The sequence below is a fragment of the Marinobacter sp. 1_MG-2023 genome (assembly GCF_030549045.1).
In the GTDB taxonomy this organism is placed as follows: Bacteria; Pseudomonadota; Gammaproteobacteria; order Pseudomonadales; family Oleiphilaceae; genus Marinobacter.
This window is the reverse complement of record NZ_JAUOST010000002.1, coordinates 405977-424613: the sequence shown is the minus strand read 5'-3', so window position 1 is coordinate 424613 and position 18637 is coordinate 405977. Positions and strand designations below refer to the sequence as shown.

The window sequence follows — 18637 nt, the reverse complement described above, 5'->3', positions numbered from 1 at the left end:
GAACACCATGGCAGGTCCTTTGAACTCGATGAAGATTTTGGACTTCAGCACTCTGTTACCCGGGCCTTATGCCACCATGCTACTGGCAGACATGGGAGCAGAAGTGCTGAGAGTTGAGGCGCCAGACCGGGTAGACCTTACCCGTGTAATGCCACCTCATGATGCAGGCGTAAGCACCGCCCATGGGTTTCTGAATAGAGGGAAGCAATCTCTTGGGCTTAACCTCAAAAAAGAAGGCAGCAAGGAAAAGGTTCTGGAGCTGGTGAAGGATTATGACATTGTGATCGAACAGTTCCGCCCCGGCGTGATGGATCGACTTGGAATTGGTTATGAAACCCTGAAAGCGATCAACCCCAGGCTTATCTATTGTGCGATTACAGGCTATGGCCAGACGGGGCCATACAAAGACCGCGCCGGCCATGACATCAACTATCTCTCCCTTTCGGGCGTGAGCAGTCATTGTGGCCGCGAAAAAAGCGGTCCTCCACCTATGGGCATCCAGATTGCTGACGTAGCAGGTGGCTCTCACCATGCGGTAATGGGAATACTCGCAGCCGTTATTCATCGCCAACAAACAGGAGAAGGGCAGTTTGTTGATATCAGCATGACCGACGCAGCCTTTGCACTTAATGGCATGGCCGGCGCAGCGTGTTTGGCGGGTGGTCAGAGACAGAAACCCGAGTCCAGCTTGCTCAACGGTGGATCCTTTTACGACTACTACCAGACCCAGGATAGCCGCTGGCTTTCTGTGGGAAGCCTGGAACCCCAGTTCTCCGCGAGGCTGTGCGACATTCTTGAGCTGGCAGAAATGAAAAGCCTGGCGCTGAGCCAGAAGCCGGAAGACCAGGCAAAATTCAAAGCTGCGCTCAGTGAAAAGATACAGCAGAAAAAACTGGAGCAGTGGCAGTCTGTTTTTTCTGATGTGGATGCCTGCGTGGAGCCGGTATTGACGATTGATGAGGCTGCCGAGCACCCGCAGCTGAAAGCGCGGGATATGGTGATTGGTGTTGACCGGGGTGATGGAACCCTACAAAGGCAGATTGGGTTTCCGATCAAGTTTGAGAAAACGCCGGCAGCTACAACATTGATTGGACAGCCACTGCTAGGGAAGTAGCTAAAAAGTATGATTTTGCGAGAAATATCCTGAATATAGATTCAGTTTTATTCTCCTTCTGCTAGGTTAATAGTGTCGCCGGTAACGGCGAATCCCGTAGTCAATAATTACAAGGGTGACACTATGAAAACCTGGAATAAACGGGCCGCGCGAACAGCGCGCGGCGTAGCGCTAGTGCTATTGGGTAGCACGATGCTTACCGGCTGTTTTGATGGCGATAGCTCATCATCAGGGTCGTCTCAGTCTGAACTCGATACCAACCTGTTCCCGGCCGATGGGAAGCTTGAGGCGACGATACGGAGAACGGAAGGGGGGGTGCCCCATATTAAAGCGGACAACCTGAAGTCTGCGGCGTTCGGGCATGGCTATGCTCAGGCGCAGGATAACGTTTGTCTGTTGGCGGAAGCGATTGTTAAGGCAAGAAGCGAGCGTGCCAAATATTTTGGGCCGGGGCCTGATGTCCAGTTCGCCCCCGGAGCAAGCGTTGGTCTCAATATTATCAACGACTTCAGTTACAAGGCCCAAAAAATCTATTCCGGAGCTGAGGCGGAGTTCCCGACTCTGAGTGCGGAGAGCCGTGCACTTATTGAAGGCTTTACGGAAGGGTATAACCGCTATATCAATGAAACCGATACCTCTCAATTCCCTGCAGAATGCGCTGATCAGGAGTGGGTCAAACCGATAACACCGGTGGACCTCATGGCGCACTATCGTATTGTTGGTCAATACGCCAGTGGTGCTCTGTTTGCAACCGGCGCCGTTTTTCTGGCGGTTCCTCCAGGGGAAAGTCCGGCGCCTTCGCCAGTAAGCTCAGTTACCAACGTCGAGGCAGTTAACAAACTCCTCAAGAGCGTGGTAGCGACCGCGGAAGCTGGCGCGAACTCACAGACGAATTTTGCAGATATGGGGCTCGCCAGCAATGCGTGGGGTATTGGTAGTACCCTGACTGAGCAGGGGCGTGGTGCTCTTCTAGCAAACCCACACTTTCCCTATACAGGGCACCGGCGGCTCTATGAGGTTCAGATGACCGTGCCGGGTTATCTGAATGTTCACGGAGCCGGCCTGCTTGGAACGGCTATTCCGCTGATCAACTTCAATGAGAATCTTGCCTGGTCTCACACGGTAACGACCAGTCGTCGTTTTACCTGGTATGAATTGGTGTTGAAGGATGGGGATAACCTGACTTATGTAAAGGATGGTGTTGAAAAGCCAATCACCACCGAGACATACCAGATCGAAGTCAAAATGGACGGTATGCCAGAACCTCTGGTTCTTGAGAGGAATTTTTACTTCTCCGAGTACGGACCAATGATCGCTGCCAACGCTGTGAGCGATCAACTTCCTGCATGGGGTAGTAATGGAGCCTTGAACACGTCCTCAATGGTCGCTCACACCTATCGAGATGCTAATGCAAACACCGGGGGTCTTCTGGATACCTGGTTGGGAATGAGCCTGGCGAGCAATCTTGAGGAGTTCCAAAGTGTCTTCCAGAGCTGCGGCTCTACTCTGTGGACAAACACAACCTATGCGGATGATCAGGGCAACGCGTTCTACATCGACAGCAGCTCGGTACCGAACCTCTCCGAGAAGGCCATAGCGCTTATCAATTTCAGAAGGGCCGGGAGTGCAGCCTACGCAGGCCTCTTTGATCAGGGTGTAACCTTGCTCGACGGCCGGCTCTCGCAGGAGGATTGGGTTGAAACGGCCTGTGGTTCGCTGACTACATACGACCAGAAACCCAAACTATTGCGCTCAGACTGGGTTCAGAACTCGAACAGCAGCCACTGGTCCACGAATCCTGATGAGTTCCTGACCGGCTTCTCGCCTCTTTTCGGGGATGAAAGAGCGCCGATCAATGCGCGAACCCGGTTGGGTATCAAGATGCTTCAGAATCTGATGGACCCGGGTTTCCCCGGTGCGCCACTCCCAGCCGGGCAGGACGGAAAATTCAGCGCGGAAGAGTTGATCGGAGTGATCTGGAACAACCGGGCCTGGTATGCAGAGCAATTCCTGCCGGAGCTTCTCCAGCGTTGCGATGACATTGGTAGCACAGCGGTCAATGGAGTGGATCTTTCTTCCTGGTGTCAGTCCTTGAGCAACTGGGATGGACTCTATAATCTGGATAGCATGGGTGCCCATGTATTCCGGGTGTTCATGGCGAATTACCTGGACGATGTGGATACCGACCTGACAACACCTTTCAGCCCTGCTGACCCCGTGGGTACACCTGCTGAGCCATCGCAGGAGAATGCGGGCACGGTTAACGACACAATGCTGCTCGCGCTTGCTGATGGTGTTGCAGCTCTTCAGTCCCAGGGCATTGCACCGACCGATGCTTTGAGTGACCTCCAATACTATCGTGCCTCAGGCGGTGTGGTCCCTGGTTCAGGTGGTACACCTTCATTCCTTACCCAGCCCATTCCATGGCATGGCGGCGATGGCAACATTGATGGCGCCTTCAATGCAATCGGAGTAGTGACCGATCCGTTCCTGGAAGACACCCGCTTCCCGCGTATTGCACCATCAACTATCGACAATACGGCCGGGCTGTCGGACGGCACTGATGGTATTGATGGCTGGCTGATGGCCAGAGGCACGAGCTGGCATTTCGGCTTGGAGTTTACCGATAATGGTCCGGAAGCCTACGGACTTGTGAGTTATTCGCAATCTACAGACTCAATGTCACCGTACTTTAGCGATCAGAGCGAGCAGTATTCCGATAAGGACTACCGCCAGCTGTTTTTCACGGAAGAAGATATTCAGACGAATCTGTTGCCGCAGGGCGAAACAGTGATCTCTACAGACTAAAGGTTGGAGCAGAATGAAAACGCCGCACTCTAACGGGTGCGGCGTTTTTTTGTGGGTCTTAGTCATGCGGTTTACTTCCAGGAAGGGCGCGTCGGCACCCCCGATGGTCCTGACCCAAAATTAGGCGCTACCCCTTTCCCTTCGTCTTGACTGGCTATTGGAGGAACGCCAGGAGGTCTCATAAAACCGTCTCTCAGATATGTGAGCTTCTACCTTGTTGCAAGATCCCTGAATTATATGGGGAGTTCGCCAGGTGCTGAATGTTTATTTATCGCCACGATCGGATACCCAAAAAAAAGCCCCGGCGACGCCGGGGCTTGATTATCAGAAGTTAGTGCTTAAGGAACAAGCTGCTCGTCCTGATCAAGTGCATTGGCCAGCGTTGGGCTGGTTCCCAATGCATCAATGCCGCTCGGTGTTGCTGGTACCGCAAGGCCGCTTAATGCGCTAGCTGTTTGAGTAACCATGACAGTGAATGCATCGGTGGTTACAGCAAAACCACCAGGGCAGGCACTGTTGGGCGCTTGCGGCACAACGAAGGTGCCATGGTTTGCGGTTGAGCACGGATTGCTGCCATCGAAGAAGACTGCAACGGGAGTATTGGGGCTTGAGGTGTCTCCGGCTTGCAATAAGTTCAGATCATTGCCGTCAGCAAGGTTTGTGCCGCCAGCGCCAAGCTCCAGCAACGCCATCAGAGGCTCGGTTCCGGTCAGCGGGGCAGAGAATGCCGGGCTTAGAGGATTTACGTTGGCCTCATTGGGAACCGTGGTGTCGCCCACAACTTCTGTTACCAACAGGTTGCTTGTGGATCCGCCCAGCGACTTTGCAAAGTTCACAGGATCGCCGGCATCAACGATGGACTGGAAGACATAGAAGAAACTCTCAAAGTCAGCCGTTTCCTGGAGCACGCCGGCATTCGCTAGCCCAGGCAGCACTCTACCGGAGAAGGCCGGTGAGTTCTCAATCAAACGAGTGACCTGGCCACTGGTGTTGTGCAGAACGACCGAGTCAAGGGTTGGGAACTCAAAGCTACTCAGCGGAGCCCCGGCTTGCGCGTATATTCCGTTCAGGGTTCCGTTCAGCGTTGGATCATTTGCCAGAGCGGAAAATACAGTGCCTGAAATACCGCCCAATGAATGGCCAATAAAGTTCACAGGAACTCCCGCAAGGTCTCCCGGCATGAAATCTTTATTAATGTCGAAGGTCTGGATCGACGCTGCAACGTTCAACAGATCAACGACACCCTGACGCAGGTTGTCACGGCTGTTCATCATGTTCAGCGGGTTGATAAACAGACTGCCGGATGATAACGAAGCCAGATCTGCCGCCACGGGCTGTAGTGACGCATTGGCGGTGAAGCCAAAGTGTCTTTCACCGATGTAGTCAGCAGAAATCAGCGCATTGAGCTGGGCAATCACAGGTGCCAAGGCAGGGTTGTTCTGTAATTCGAGGCCTTGGATGGTTGCCTGAACGGTTGTGGTCAGCGTTGCTTCATCAAGCTCTGCCAGGCCGGCAACTGTCCCCGTGCTTTCTCCTGCCAAGCCATGAAGGGGCTGGTCGATCGCCACGACAGTTTGACATGCACTCTGGGCCAACAGGATTGCTGGCAGCATGGAAACGCTACGATCTACAGTAATCCCGTGCTGAAAGATTGTTACGCCATTTGGCTTGGCGCCGTCAACACAAGCTGCAGGGCGGGAAGTGGATGATGGGTTGAAAACAACCACAGGCACCGTCGTGTCAGCGTTCTTTTGCGGGAATGGGAAGTAACCATTCACGTTCAAGGTGCCGTCGATGTCCCGCAAGAAGGAGAAGATAGTCTGACCAGGAGCCAGATTCTCATTAAGGTCAGCCTCTAAGCTTGTGCTGCCGCTCCAGCTCCCGGCAACGATGCCAGCGCCGGTTTCACCCGGGAGTGACTGAAAATAAGGCAGGGTGATTGCACCTTGAGAGACCTCGACCTGTTGCGCAGCCTGGGCGATTGCATTGGTTGGATCCAGAGCTGCAAGACCTTGAATAGTAGCAAGGTCAGCTGCCTGCTCGGCCTCGTAGAAGAAAGATGGGCGCGGGACCGGTAGGTGTAGTGTATCGCCAATTTCTGCGCCGATGGCCGCTTGCAAGTCAGCCGGCTCGGTGAGGGGTGTTATCGTCGCCAGTGCAGTGATGGATGCAAGTTCCTGAGCGGTCAACGTTGCCGGATCAAGCTGGCCTGCGCCGAGTTTTGCCGCTAGTTCAGCGATTTCACCGAGCTTTGTCGTCAGTTCAGAAAAGTTCAGCTCAGGGTAGTTGTCTCTTACGGCTTTCAGCTGTGCTGTAAAACCGATTTTCTCACCAAGAGCCGTTCCAAACGCGGCAGGCGCCATCATTGCGCGCAGCACGTCCGTATCGGAGTTGGTCGTAAAGGTATATGCCAGTGCGGATTCGGGAGTGTCCTGCGGAACCGCTTGGGCTAGGAAACCGTTTGCCAAGTCATCTGAAGCCTGGAGAATCGATTTAACGTTGGCGAGGGCCGAATTGCCCAAAACACCATCTGCCAGATTGACGTCTTCAACGGATCTTTCAATGGGCTGGCCGTCAGCGCCAACGATACTGTTTGTAGCCACCACCAGGTATTTTTGGCCCTCGGCGAGAGGTTCGAGCGGAACCACCCGGATAGCGTTATCGCTACCACCATCGATGCTGACTACGTCTGCACGGAAGTTGGGGATTGATGCGAGGTCAAACGGATTTTCTCCGTCGATATTTGACGGATTGGTGTTCGGGAGCGCTCCAGGAACACCCTCAACTTGATCGTTAACGTTAAGCGGTAACAGGAAAACAGAAGCCCCGGCCTGAACGGATAACGGGTTGAGTGATCCATCGAACTTCAGAGTAAATGCACCGGAGGCCGAGAAACCGGAAAGCTCGTTTACCGCGTCATCTGCTGGTGAAGTACCAGTGGAAAGGCCGGTGAAGTCATAGTTGGCACTCTGAGTCGCGCCCAGCAACAGGATCAGGTCGGCATTAATTGGGAACGCCGGCTCTGCCGCAATTGGATTCGGATTGTAAACCGGACGAACAATTGATTTGTCGATGGTTGTATCATCAATCAAATAATCCGGATTAGCATTCGCCCCCTCATCACCGCCACTGAGGCAGCCTGTTAGCCCAAGGGAAGACGCCACGGCAAGACTTATTAGAGTTTTCTTGAACATGGGTGGAACCTTTTCCTGTTGTTGTATCGTTATGTTAGGCAACTAACGGGGCCGGTCTGATCCGGTAAGCCCGATGTCAGAGGCCTGTTTTGCTTAAACGGTTGTCTGAAATTGTAGCCAGCGCTTCAAGCCAATTTCCGTATTTATGACTATAACGCTGCTATAGCCAGTGTTGATCAGCCGAAAGTGTGATTCTTGCTGTTTTGGAAGCTTCTCGCACAGTTCTCTCTACCCCGAAAACACGAAGAATGGTCACTATGAAAAATAGTTGTCCGGCCGTTATTTGTCGAGTCGTAACTGGCGATACGTCACGATTTTTACAATTCGTATCAATTGCCTACCGGAACGGTTGTGCCGGAGGTTGATGCAGTCATTTAAAGCTTGAAAAATCTGGCTTGCGCTTTTGCATGAAGGCGCCGAAAGCTTCGGCTGCTTCGGGGGATTTAAGGCGCTCGGAAAACAACTCTCCTTCGGCCAGCATGGTTGCGGCAAGTTCGTCGTGAGTCGGGCTGCTCAGCAGCTTTTTGGTCGCGCGGATTGCCGCTGGTGGCTGGCTGGCGAGTCGCTGGCATACCTGAATGGCTGTTTGCTCTGTATCTGCTGGATCGCATACGCGGTTGATCAGCCCAAGGCGATAGGCGTCTTCTGAACTGAATGTGTCCCCTAGCATCAAAAGCTCGGCCGCTCTAACCCGGCCAATCCAGGTGGGTAACAGAAGGCTGGAGCCGCCTTCGGGGCATAGCCCCAGGCTGGCAAAGGGCATCTGGAAGCGGGTATTGGTGCCGGAAAATACCATGTCGCAGTGCAGTAGCATGGTGGTGCCAATGCCCACGGCTGGACCGTTTACCGCAGCAACAACCGGTTTTCTGGCTTTCGCCAGGAGCAACAGGAATCGGCCTACAGGTGTTTCTGTAAAGGCTCCGGTCAAGCCGCTGGCGAAATCACTCAGGTCGTTGCCTGCGGTAAAGCATTCTTCGCTGCCAGTAAACAGTACGCAGCGAATATCAGCATCGGAGTCGGCCTTTTCAAGCGCATCGCCCAGCGCGGTGTACATGGCATGGGTGAGGGCGTTTTTGCGTTCCGGGCGGTTGATGCGAACGGTCAGAACCTGGTTGTTGGTTTCGGTAAGAACAAAGTCAGTCACGATCTCTCCAGAAGTGTTTTTTTATGATTTGATTAGGATGATACCTTTTTAACAGTGTTTGTTAAGAAAAGCTTCGCCTTCTGTCGAGTCCTCGTGCTCGCGAATTTCTGGTAAACTGTGGCTCCTGTTTTTTGACGATACAACCATAACCAGACCAACCTGATGAGGCGCCTATGACCACCGTAATCCGCCAGGATGACTTGATTGAAAGCGTAGCGGACGCGCTGCAGTTCATTTCCTACTATCATCCAAAAGATTTTATCGACGCTGTTTACGAGGCCTATCAGAAGGAAGAGTCGCAGGCGGCCAAAGATGCCATGGCGCAAATCCTGATTAATTCGCGCATGTGCGCCGAGGGCCATCGGCCTCTGTGTCAGGACACCGGCATTGTGACTGTGTTCGTGAACATTGGTATGAACGTGCAGTGGGATTGCGAAATGCCACTGGATGACGTAATCAACGAAGGTGTGCGCCGAGCTTATAAGAACCCAGATAACGTGCTGCGTGCATCGATTCTGGCGGACCCGGATGGCAAGCGACAGAACACTGGCGACAACACACCCGCAATCATCCACTACAAGATGGTGCCGGGCGACACGGTTGAAATCCACGTGGCAGCCAAGGGCGGCGGTTCCGAGGCCAAGTCCAAGTTCGCCATGCTGAATCCGTCCGATTCCGTGGTGGATTGGGTGTTAAAAATGGTCCCACAGATGGGCGCTGGCTGGTGTCCGCCAGGTATGCTGGGTATTGGTATCGGCGGGACGGCCGAGAAGGCGATGGAAATGGCCAAGGAGTCGCTTCTGGACCCGATTGATATCCACGACCTGCAGGCACGTGGTGCGTCCAACCGTGCCGAGGAGTTGCGCCTTGAACTGTTCGACAAGGTGAATGATCTGGGTATTGGTGCTCAGGGCCTGGGTGGTCTCACAACGGTTCTGGATGTAAAAGTAATGGATTACCCAACTCACGCAGCCAATAAACCCGTGGCGATCATTCCGAATTGTGCCGCTACCCGTCACGCGCATTTCACGCTGGACGGCACTGGCCCGTCTTTGCAAACGCCGCCGAGCCTGGAAGACTGGCCGGAAATCACCTGGGAAGTGGGTGAGGGTACCCGCCGGGTAAACCTGGATACGGTTACGCCGGAAGACGTGAAGGAGTGGCAGCCTGGTGAAACGGTTCTACTGACAGGGAAGATGCTGACGGGTCGCGATGCCGCCCACAAGAAAATGGTCGACATGATCAACAACGGCGAAGAGCTGCCAGTGGATCTTAAAGGCCGCTTTATCTATTACGTTGGCCCGGTTGATCCGGTGCGTGAAGAAGTCGTTGGTCCCGCAGGCCCCACTACCGCAACTCGCATGGACAAGTTTACTCATACCATGCTGGAAAAAACCGGCCTCACTGGCATGATTGGTAAGGCGGAGCGTGGTCAGGTAGCCATTGATGCCATCAAGGAATTTGGCGCTGTATACCTGATGGCGGTCGGCGGTTCAGCTTATTTGGTCTCCAAGGCTATCAAACATGCCGAAGTCGTCGCTTTCCCGGAACTCGGTATGGAAGCCATTTATGAGTTTGATGTAAAAGATATGCCGGTAACGGTCGCGGTGGACTCCCGCGGTTCGTCCGTGCATCAGACTGGCCCTGCCGAGTGGCACGACAAGATCATTGCTGCCAAGGCCGTCTGAAGTTAGTCACGTTTTAAAGGCGGAGGGACAGATTTTTAAATCTGTCCCTCCGTTTTCCCTTCTGCTTCTGCATTATTAGCTTGAACAGCTGATGTTCAGGTGTTTGCCCCAGTCCGGTGGCAATGCAGCGTATTTCTCATGGGCTGGTTGTTCATCAAAGGGGTTTTCCAGAACCTTGATCAGTTCTTTCATGGGTTCGTAATCGCCGTTCTGTGCCTCCAGAATCACTTGCTGTGCCAAATAATTCCGCAAGACGTACTTGGGGTTTACCCTGCGCATTTCGTATTCACGTTCATCATGGGCTCGGGTTTCTTTTTCCAGCCGCTGCTCATAACGCACCAGCCATTCATCAGCGACTTCGCGATCTACAAACAGGTCACGAACGGGTGAATGACCCTGGGCGTAAAGATTTGAAAGCGCGCGGAAGAAGGCCGTGTAGTCGGTGTGTTGCTCCTGCATCATGCTGAAGGTATCCATGATCAGGCCAAGGTCGGCTTCGTCTTCCTGCGCCAACCCCAGTTTGTCTCGCATGTTCTGTAAAAAACGCTCGTTATAAGCATTCTCATAGCGCTGCAAACCGCTGCGTATGGTGTCTTCATCCATAACGGGCAGTAGAGCGTTGGCAAGGTACTGACAATTCGCAAAGCCAACTTGAGGCTGGCGGTTGTAAGCGTAGCGGCCGCCGTGATCAGTATGGTTGCAGATGTAACCCGCATCGAAGTCGTCCAGGAAGGCGAAAGGCCCATAATCGAAGGTATCGCCAATAATGGACATGTTGTCGCTGTTCATAACACCATGGCAGAAACCTACCGCCTGCCAATCTGCAATCAGGCGAGCCGTTCGCTCTACCACTTCTTCAAACCAGCGGGCGTAGCGCTCTTCTTCGGCCAGCTTGATCAGATGCGGAAAATGGAAAGCGATCACATGTTCAAGCAAGGTTTTGAGCGCTTCCGGCCCTTCGTGGTGGGTAGCAAACTCGAAATGGCCGAAGCGGATATGGCTCTGAGCTACGCGCACCAGGGCTGCGGCGGTTTCAATGGATTCACGGCGAACCGGATCCCGGGCACTGACCATAAACAAAGCACGGGTGGTTGGAATGCCCAGGCCATTCATGGCTTCGCTGCACAGGTACTCGCGAATGGTGGAGCGTAAAACCGCCCGGCCATCCCCGAAGCGGGAGTAGGGGGTCGTGCCGGCGCCTTTCAGGTGCCAGTCCCAGCGGCGGCCATCGGGGCCTACCGTCTCCCATAAAAGCAGGCCTCGGCCATCACCCAGTTCGGGGTTATACATGCCAAACTGGTGGCCGGTGTATTTCATGGCCACCGGGTCCATGCCCTCCAGCAGTTCCGTGCCCCCGCCGATTCCGGCCCAGTCGGCTTCATTGGTGACATGAAAACCCATTTCCTGAGCTAGCTTGTGGTTGAAGCAGGCCATTCTTGCATCTTTAAGTGGAGTGGGCTGCACTCGGGTGTAGAAGCTGTCCGGGAGCTCCAGGTAGCGGTGTTCTACACGAAAATCGTTGCTACTCATAAAAGCCTATACTCCCATATGGTATGAATTCTGCTGATCTATCGAATAGTTGATTAACCGATCCAGAAAAGACGGGAACCTAACGTGTCTGACACTGAGCTTAGAATAACTATTGATGTCCTGATTGAGAAAGAGGGGCTTCCTCAAAATTACGCGGCTACCGTAGAACAGACCATCCTGCCTCTGATAGAGCATATTGTCTCGTTAAGGAACGCAAAGAACAGAACCGTTGTTGTGGGGATTCACGGTGCTCAGGGCACTGGAAAATCCACTTTGGCGTTGTTTCTGAGCAAGCTACTTTACGATCACTATCAATACCCGACCGTAAGCATTTCACTGGACGATCTTTACCTTACCAGAGAGGAGCGGCGGGCACTCGCTGAGCGCGTGCATCCTTTGTTTATAACCCGAGGGGTGCCGGGAACGCACGACGTAGAACTTGGCGAGCATATTATTGATCAGCTTCGAACGGCAGGACCGTGCGACCACACCCGTATCCCGGCCTTTGACAAATCACGTGACGACCGCGTGCCCCCGAACGAATGGCCAGTTTTTGAGGGCAGGGCAGAGGTGGTTTTGATTGAAGGCTGGTGTCTCGGAGCTTTACCTGAAGACGACAAGGCTCTGGCGGCACCCCTCAATACACTGGAAGCGGAGGAGGACCCTTTGGGCATTTGGCGCAGGTATGTAAATCAGTGTCTCAAGGGCGAGTATCAAGCGTTTTTTGGCGAGTTGGATAGCCTGATTATGCTTAAAGCGCCGTCAATGTCCCGGGTGTTGGAATGGCGCACACTGCAGGAGCATAAGTTGGCAGAGAAAACAGGCCGTGCACCAAATGAGGGCGGCCCGGCACAAACTGCGCAGGATTTGCGCATCATGAGCGATGAGGAGGTGGCCCGCTTCATCATGCACTATGAGCGGGTGACCCGATCCTGCCTTAAGGAACTGCCAGGTCGCGCGGATGTGCTGATTGAGGTCTCCAATGATCATTCCCTGAGTCGCCCTTGTTTCCAGGCTCAATCTTAAAGGAGGTTCCCATGCCCAAGTCACGCCTGGTCATATTTTCAGATCTGGATGGAACCTTACTCAACCATGAAAACTATCGTTGGCAGCAGGCATTGCCGGCGCTGGAGCGGGTCGCGGAGGCGGGTATTCCGCTGATCCTGAACTCAAGTAAAACCGCTGCGGAAATCCGGGTATTGCGGCAGCAACTTGGAAACACCGACCCTTTCATCGTCGAAAACAGTGCAGCCGTGGTTATTCCGCCGGACACGTTCGGGAATGATAGTGAGCAGATTGTGCATTTTGGTGCGTCCCGGGAAGAGGTGCTGAAGGTGCTCACTGCGCAAAGGGACAGCGGTGCACGCTTTCGGGGCTTTGCGGATATGGCTGATGACGAACTGGCGCAGCTCACGGGGCTGGATTCACCTTCAGCCGCCCGCGCCCGTGAGCGTCTGGGAACCGAGCCATTGGTTTGGCAGGGGAGCGAAGAAGAACGGATACGTTTTGAAGCCGCGCTGGGTACTGAAAACCTGCGCCTGGTCAAAGGTGGTCGGTTTTATCACGCAATGGGAATCTTTGATAAAGCCGATGGGGCCCGCTTTTTGCTAAACAAATATAGAGAACTATACCTGGAGCGTTATGGCAACCAGCGAGTGACGGCTATTGCGTTGGGGGACAGCCCCAACGACCAGCAAATGCTGGAGGAAGCAGACATTCCGGTCGTCATCCGCGGGGTGAACAGCAGTGAGGTGCAGCTGCCCTCGGAAAAACACGCCATGCGCTCTCTCAAACCCGGCCCGGCGGGCTGGAATGAGTGTGTACTCAATCTCCTGTTTGAGTACGGATACTAGTACTGCAAAGGAGCATCGCCATGGGCGACTTTTACCAGAATGGCATTGTAACCACACTGCACAACCTTGTTCGCCGACCAGTGGAAGATCTGGAAGCCGAACTGATGACCTTTCGCGAGACCCGGCCCATGTCACTTGTGCTGCCGTCGCTCTACTCCGAACTGGAGGGGCCGGCACTAAAGCACATTGTGCAGGAACTCACGAAGGTGCCTTATCTGGATGAGATTATCATCGGTCTGGACCGGGCTAATGAAGCGCAATACCGCCATGCGCTTGAATATTTCTCCGGGCTCCCGCAAAACTTCAAAGTACTCTGGAACGATGGACCGCGCCTTCGTGCCATTGATCTAAAGCTTCGGGAGCAGGGGTTGGCACCCACGGAAATGGGGAAGGGCCGCAACGTCTGGTACTGCTTCGGCTATGTCCTGGCCTCTGGTGTGAGTGAATCAGTCGCACTGCACGATTGTGACATTCTTACCTATTCGCGGGATCTGGTGGCCCGCCTGATTTATCCGGTGGCTAACCCCAACTTTAATTATATGTTCTGCAAGGGTTACTACGCCCGAGTGGCAGATGGAAAGATGAACGGGCGTGTCAGTCGGCTGCTGGTCACTCCGTTGATTCGCGCCATGAAAAAGGTATGTGGCCCGAGCGATTTTCTGGATTATCTCGACAGTTACCGCTATCCCCTGGCAGGAGAGTTTTCCTTCCGCACCGATGTGATTAATGATCTTCGCATCCCCAGTGACTGGGGATTGGAAATTGGCGTGCTATCGGAAATGAAGCGGAACTATGCCACTAACAGGCTCTGCCAAGTAGATATTGCGGATGTTTATGATCATAAGCACCAGGACCTCTCACCGGAGGATGCCAACCAGGGTCTTTCCAAGATGAGCGTGGATATTTCCAAGGCGTTGTTCAGAAAACTGGCAACGAATGGTGAGATATTCTCAAGCGAGAAATTCCGGACCATCAAGGCGACTTATTTCCGTATCGCTCTGGATTTTGTGGAGACTTATCAGAACGATGCGATCATCAACGGGCTAGAGTTTGATCGGCATAAGGAAGAGAAAGCCGTTGAACTGTTCGCCCAGAATGTAATGAGCGCAGGTGCTTACTTTCTTGATAATCCAATGGATACGCCCTTCATTCCGAGTTGGAACAGGGTCACCAGTGCGATTCCTGATATCAAGCAGCAGTTGCTTGAGGCGGTGGAACTGGATAATGAGGAATACCGACCATGAGCCATCCGCTTAAGGCAAAACTCCTCAGCATGCTTGAAGTGGTCTATCCGGCACTGGATTGCAATTTTCTCGCAGAGGAGTTGCTCGCTACGCTGGGTCTGAGCCCGGATCAGCCGGCGCCACCTGCACACCAGAATCATTGGAGTGAGTCGGATATAATTCTGATTACCTATGCAGATACGGTGCAGCAAGCTGACGAAAAGCCGTTGGCGACCTTGCATCAGTTTTTGAATCGGTGTTTGTCTGACACCATTTCGGGCGTGCATATCCTGCCTTTTTTTCCTTACAGTTCCGATGACGGCTTTTCGGTCATGGACTATCTCGCGGTTAATGAATCCCACGGAGGCTGGGACGATATTGAAAACATCGCGAAGGACTTCAAGCTCATGGCGGACCTGGTGATCAACCATATGTCAGCCCGCAGCCGGTGGTTTGAAAATTTCAAGAAGCGGATTGATCCAGGCAAAGACTATTTTTACGAGGGTAATCCGCGGGACGATTTGAGCGCAGTGGTGAGACCTCGCACCTCACCGCTACTGACGCCGGTCCAGACGGACGATGGTGAACGCTATGTCTGGTGCACTTTCAGTGAGGATCAGGTCGACCTCAATTTTGCCAACCCCAGGGTTCTGATCGAGTTTGCGGCTATCATCCGTTATTACCTTGAGCGCGGCGTTTTGATCTTCCGGCTGGATGCCGTGGCGTTCCTCTGGAAAGAGCCAGGTACTGCCTGCATTCACTTGCAGCAGACCCATGAGCTGATCAAGATTTTGCGCTTGTTGATTGAGCACCACAGCCCGGATGCTGTGATCATAACCGAAACGAACGTACCAAACCGTGAGAATCTCACATACTTCGGCAACGCCAACGAAGCTCATGCGGTCTACAATTTCTCGCTGCCGCCACTCCTGATCAACACCTTGGTTACAGGTGACTGCAAGCACCTCAAAACCTGGCTGATGAGTATGCCGCCTGCCCAGATGGGCACCACTTACCTCAATTTCATAGCCTCCCATGATGGCATAGGAATGCGCCCTACGGACGGCTTGCTGAGTGAAGAGGAAAAGCAGCGGTTGATCAACACCATGGACTCGTTCGGGGGCAAGGTTTCCTATCGGCGGACAGCGGATGGCCGGGATCAGCCCTATGAAATCAATATCGCCCTTTATGATGCATTGAAGGGCACCGCAGGGAACGGCGCGGACCACTGGCAACTGCAGCGGTTCATTTGCGCCCACACGGTGATGCTCGCACTTGAAGGAATTCCTGCCTTTTACCTGCACAGCCTGCTGGCAACCGAAAATGATACTGAACGGGTTGAACACACCGGGCGCCTGCGTTCCATTAATCGCAGCCAGTGGCAGCTTGCAGATCTGAAGCAGGCACTGGATAACCCTTTGAGTCATCACAGCAAGGCTTACCACGAACTAAAGCGCCTCATTGCCATTCGCCGCAGGCAGCCGGCCTTCCACCCCAATGCGACCCAGTTCACCCTGCACCTGGGGCTGCAGTTGTTTGGTTTCTGGCGTCAGAGTATGCGCCGGGATCAGTCTATTTTCTGCATTCACAATATCAGCGACGAGGTGCAGCAGGTGGCCTTGAGTGACATCAACCTTATCGGTACTGATCATTGGGTTGATCTTATTGCGGGTGCGACGATTGACGATCTCTCAGGCTGTATTACCCTCAAGCCCTACCAAAGCGTCTGGTTGTCTAATCGGGAGTAGGGCAGAATGCCCGGATGCTCAACACGCCTTCCTTCCGAAAACCCAGAATACTCCTGCTCTCTGCCTACGACGCTGGCAGCCATCGCCGCTGGAGAGAGCAGGTGGTACACAGCCAGCCGGAATTCGAGTGGCATGTGCTTTCTTTGTCTCCGAGGTTTTTTCGCTGGCGAATCCGGGGTAACGCGCTTACCTGGTTGAACGAACCCTTGTTGAAGGAAGCCTGGGACCTCCTGCTTGTAACATCGATGGTCGACCTGGCGTCGATCCGGGGATTTCACCCGAACCTGGCCGCGACGCCGGCGCTTCTCTATATGCATGAAAATCAGTTTGCCTATCCGGCATCTGATGATCAGCACAGCAGTGTCGACCCCCAAATGGTAAACCTTTACAGCGCTATTGCCGCAGATGCCGTTGTGTTCAACAGCGAGTGGAATCAGCGTAGCTTTCTTAACGGCATCCAAAAACTTTTCCGCCGCCTGCCCGATGGCATTCCGCAGGGAACACTTGAACGCCTTACTGGGAAGTCCTGTGTCTTGCCCGTCCCTATCGATGATCACGCGTTTATCAACGAGGCAGAGGCAGGGCGCCGGTACCCTGAACCGGGCGAGCATTTATGGGGCAATGATCACCAACCCAGGCTTTGTTCTTCACCGCTGAGGATCTTATGGGCAGCCCGCTGGGAATATGACAAGGGCCCTGATCGGCTGCTCGCGATTCTACAGGAACTTGACCGCAGGGCTGTGAACTTTCAGGTGTGCATCCTTGGAGAGAGCTTCCGAAAAATACCCGAAGCACTGGCATCAATCCGGGAGCAGTTTTCCCACCGGCTGGTTCAATTCGGATACGCGTCAAGCCGCACTCAATATTACGGGTGGTTAGGGAGTGCAGACGTCATTCTTTCGACCGCGTTGCATGAGTTTCAAGGGCTGGCGGTGCTTGAGGCGGTAGCCGCTGGTTGTGTCCCCATTGCCCCGGAAAGGGAAGTCTATCCCGAGTTATTTGCACCGGAATATTTGTATCCGGACTGTGGTGACGACATTCCCGCCGAGGCAGCCTACGCAGCGGCGCTGATTGAAAACCAGGCTGCGGGCACTGGCCCGAAACGATTAACCGTGCCGGATGTGCAGCGTTTCAGTGGAGGCGCATTGATGCCGAAATACAAGGCTTTGCTGGCAAAAACAATTACAGGCAGCGCCTGATTCCAGGGCTGAGTGGGAGGTTCGGGTGGTTACAGGATTGTGAAAACATACTCATTACATCGTTCCAGCTACATGGGGTATCCTGACGGGATATTCCTGACCGGTCACTCGCTTCATGACTGGATACTCGAAAGCGCCGAGATTTGATACATGATGAAAGCAATCAAGATAGACGGTGACGCCCTGGTATGGGAAACCTGCGCGGGCTTTGAGGAATTGCCGGCAGATTCCGTAGAGATTGATGTTGTCTGGACTGCGGTTAATCGTGCAGATCTTTCGCAACGGGCTGGTGTATATCCCCCACCTCCAGGTGCGTCGAACATTCTTGGGCTGGAAGTGAGCGGCCGCATTGCCAGGGTTGGCGAAGCCGTGACAACTTTCAAGCCCGGCGATGACGTGTGTGCATTGCTCACGGGGGGCGGTTACGCGACCAGGGTTGTTGTTCCTGCCGTTCAGGTACTTCCGGTTCCAAAGGGGTTCTCGTTGGAAAAAGCAGCGGCTCTTCCTGAGGTTTTTGCGACGGCCTGGCTGAACCTATACCAGGAAGCGGATCTTAAGCCCGGTGAGAGAGTGCTTTTGCATGCAGCGGCCAGTGGTTTGGGCACCACTGTCATCCAGATTGCCACAGCGTTTGGTAACCCGGTATTTGCGACAGCTGGAGATGAGGAAAAGCTTGATGTGTGCCGAAAGCTGGGTGCAACGGGTACCTGGAATCGTAAACACGGTTCTTTTGTAGAGGCGGTTAAAAAGTGGGGCGGCGTCGATATGGTGCTGGACCCGGTTGGTGGAAGTTACATCAAAGAGAACCAGAAAGTTCTGAGTGCCGATGGAAGAATCAATCTGATCGGCCTAATGGGAGGTCGCTTTGCGGAAGTTGATCTGGGGCTCATGTTGATGAAGCGCCATCGTTTGATTGGCTCTACACTGAGATCCCGCTCAGTAGAGGATAAAGGGCGTGTTATGCAGGCGCTGTATCGCAATGTATGGCCTTTGCTGGTGGCAGGGCAGATAGAGCCTCTGATTGACAGCATCTGGCCCATCGAGCGAGTTGAAGACGCTATGGCGCATGTGGCAGCCAATAGAAACACCGGGAAGGTGCTCCTGAATATAGGAGAATAACCTTCCCGGCATTAAGC

General features: G+C 53.7%; 12 protein-coding genes. 9 read left to right on the top strand and 3 right to left on the bottom strand.

Annotated elements, in window-relative coordinates; all coding sequences use genetic code 11:
* Window positions 1-7 precede the first annotated feature (7 nt).
* Window positions 8-1114, top strand: a complete 1107-nt coding sequence (locus tag Q4606_RS08075; protein ID WP_303607209.1) for a CaiB/BaiF CoA-transferase family protein — start codon at window positions 8-10, stop codon at window positions 1112-1114.
* Between the two features lie 123 nt (window positions 1115-1237).
* Window positions 1238-3922, top strand: a complete 2685-nt coding sequence (locus tag Q4606_RS08070; protein ID WP_303607208.1) for a penicillin acylase family protein — start codon at window positions 1238-1240, stop codon at window positions 3920-3922.
* Window positions 3923-4260: 338 nt separating this feature from the next.
* On the opposite strand, the gene Q4606_RS08065 is transcribed toward Q4606_RS08070, so the two are convergent.
* Window positions 4261-7116 (bottom strand): MECDP-synthase, encoded by a 2856-nt coding sequence (locus Q4606_RS08065; RefSeq protein ID WP_303607207.1) that lies wholly within the window; start codon window positions 7114-7116, stop codon window positions 4261-4263.
* Window positions 7117-7486: 370 nt separating this feature from the next.
* On the bottom strand, window positions 7487-8260 hold the full coding sequence (locus Q4606_RS08060; RefSeq protein WP_303607206.1) for an enoyl-CoA hydratase: 774 nt from the start codon (window positions 8258-8260) through the stop codon (window positions 7487-7489).
* A gap of 173 nt (window positions 8261-8433) precedes the next feature.
* On the opposite strand from Q4606_RS08060, the gene Q4606_RS08055 reads away from it, so the two are divergent.
* The gene (locus Q4606_RS08055; RefSeq protein ID WP_303607205.1) at window positions 8434-9948 is read left to right on the top strand and encodes a fumarate hydratase; all 1515 of its coding nucleotides are present in this window, start codon (window positions 8434-8436) and stop codon (window positions 9946-9948) included.
* 75 nt (window positions 9949-10023) lie between these two features.
* Here the strand turns inward: Q4606_RS08055 and Q4606_RS08050 are convergent, their stop codons facing one another.
* The gene (locus tag Q4606_RS08050) at window positions 10024-11478 is read right to left on the bottom strand and encodes a YdiU family protein (protein WP_303607204.1); all 1455 of its coding nucleotides are present in this window, start codon (window positions 11476-11478) and stop codon (window positions 10024-10026) included.
* An 84-nt stretch (window positions 11479-11562) separates the two neighbouring features.
* On the opposite strand from Q4606_RS08050, the gene Q4606_RS08045 reads away from it, so the two are divergent.
* From Q4606_RS08045 to Q4606_RS08020, 6 genes are all read left to right on the top strand, one after another.
* Window positions 11563-12504 carry a hypothetical protein gene (locus Q4606_RS08045; RefSeq protein WP_303607203.1) on the top strand — a complete coding sequence of 314 codons (942 nt, stop codon included), beginning with the start codon at window positions 11563-11565 and terminating at the stop codon, window positions 12502-12504.
* An 11-nt stretch (window positions 12505-12515) separates the two neighbouring features.
* A complete protein-coding gene (locus Q4606_RS08040) occupies window positions 12516-13331 on the top strand; it encodes a mannosyl-3-phosphoglycerate phosphatase (protein ID WP_303607202.1) in 816 nt (271 codons plus the stop codon).
* Between the two features lie 20 nt (window positions 13332-13351).
* Window positions 13352-14575: a glycosyl transferase gene (locus Q4606_RS08035; RefSeq protein WP_303593661.1), complete on the top strand. Its 1224-nt coding sequence runs from the start codon at window positions 13352-13354 to the stop codon at window positions 14573-14575.
* On the top strand, window positions 14572-16302 hold the full coding sequence (locus Q4606_RS08030) for a sugar phosphorylase (RefSeq protein ID WP_303607201.1): 1731 nt from the start codon (window positions 14572-14574) through the stop codon (window positions 16300-16302). Before Q4606_RS08035 ends, Q4606_RS08030 begins: the two co-directional genes overlap by 4 nt.
* Window positions 16303-16316: 14 nt before the next feature.
* Window positions 16317-17501, top strand: coding sequence for a DUF3524 domain-containing protein (locus Q4606_RS08025; protein ID WP_303607200.1), 1185 nt, complete (start codon window positions 16317-16319; stop codon window positions 17499-17501).
* A gap of 150 nt (window positions 17502-17651) precedes the next feature.
* Window positions 17652-18620 carry an NAD(P)H-quinone oxidoreductase gene (locus tag Q4606_RS08020; RefSeq protein WP_303607199.1) on the top strand — a complete coding sequence of 323 codons (969 nt, stop codon included), beginning with the start codon at window positions 17652-17654 and terminating at the stop codon, window positions 18618-18620.
* The last annotated feature ends 17 nt before the right edge of the window (window positions 18621-18637 follow it).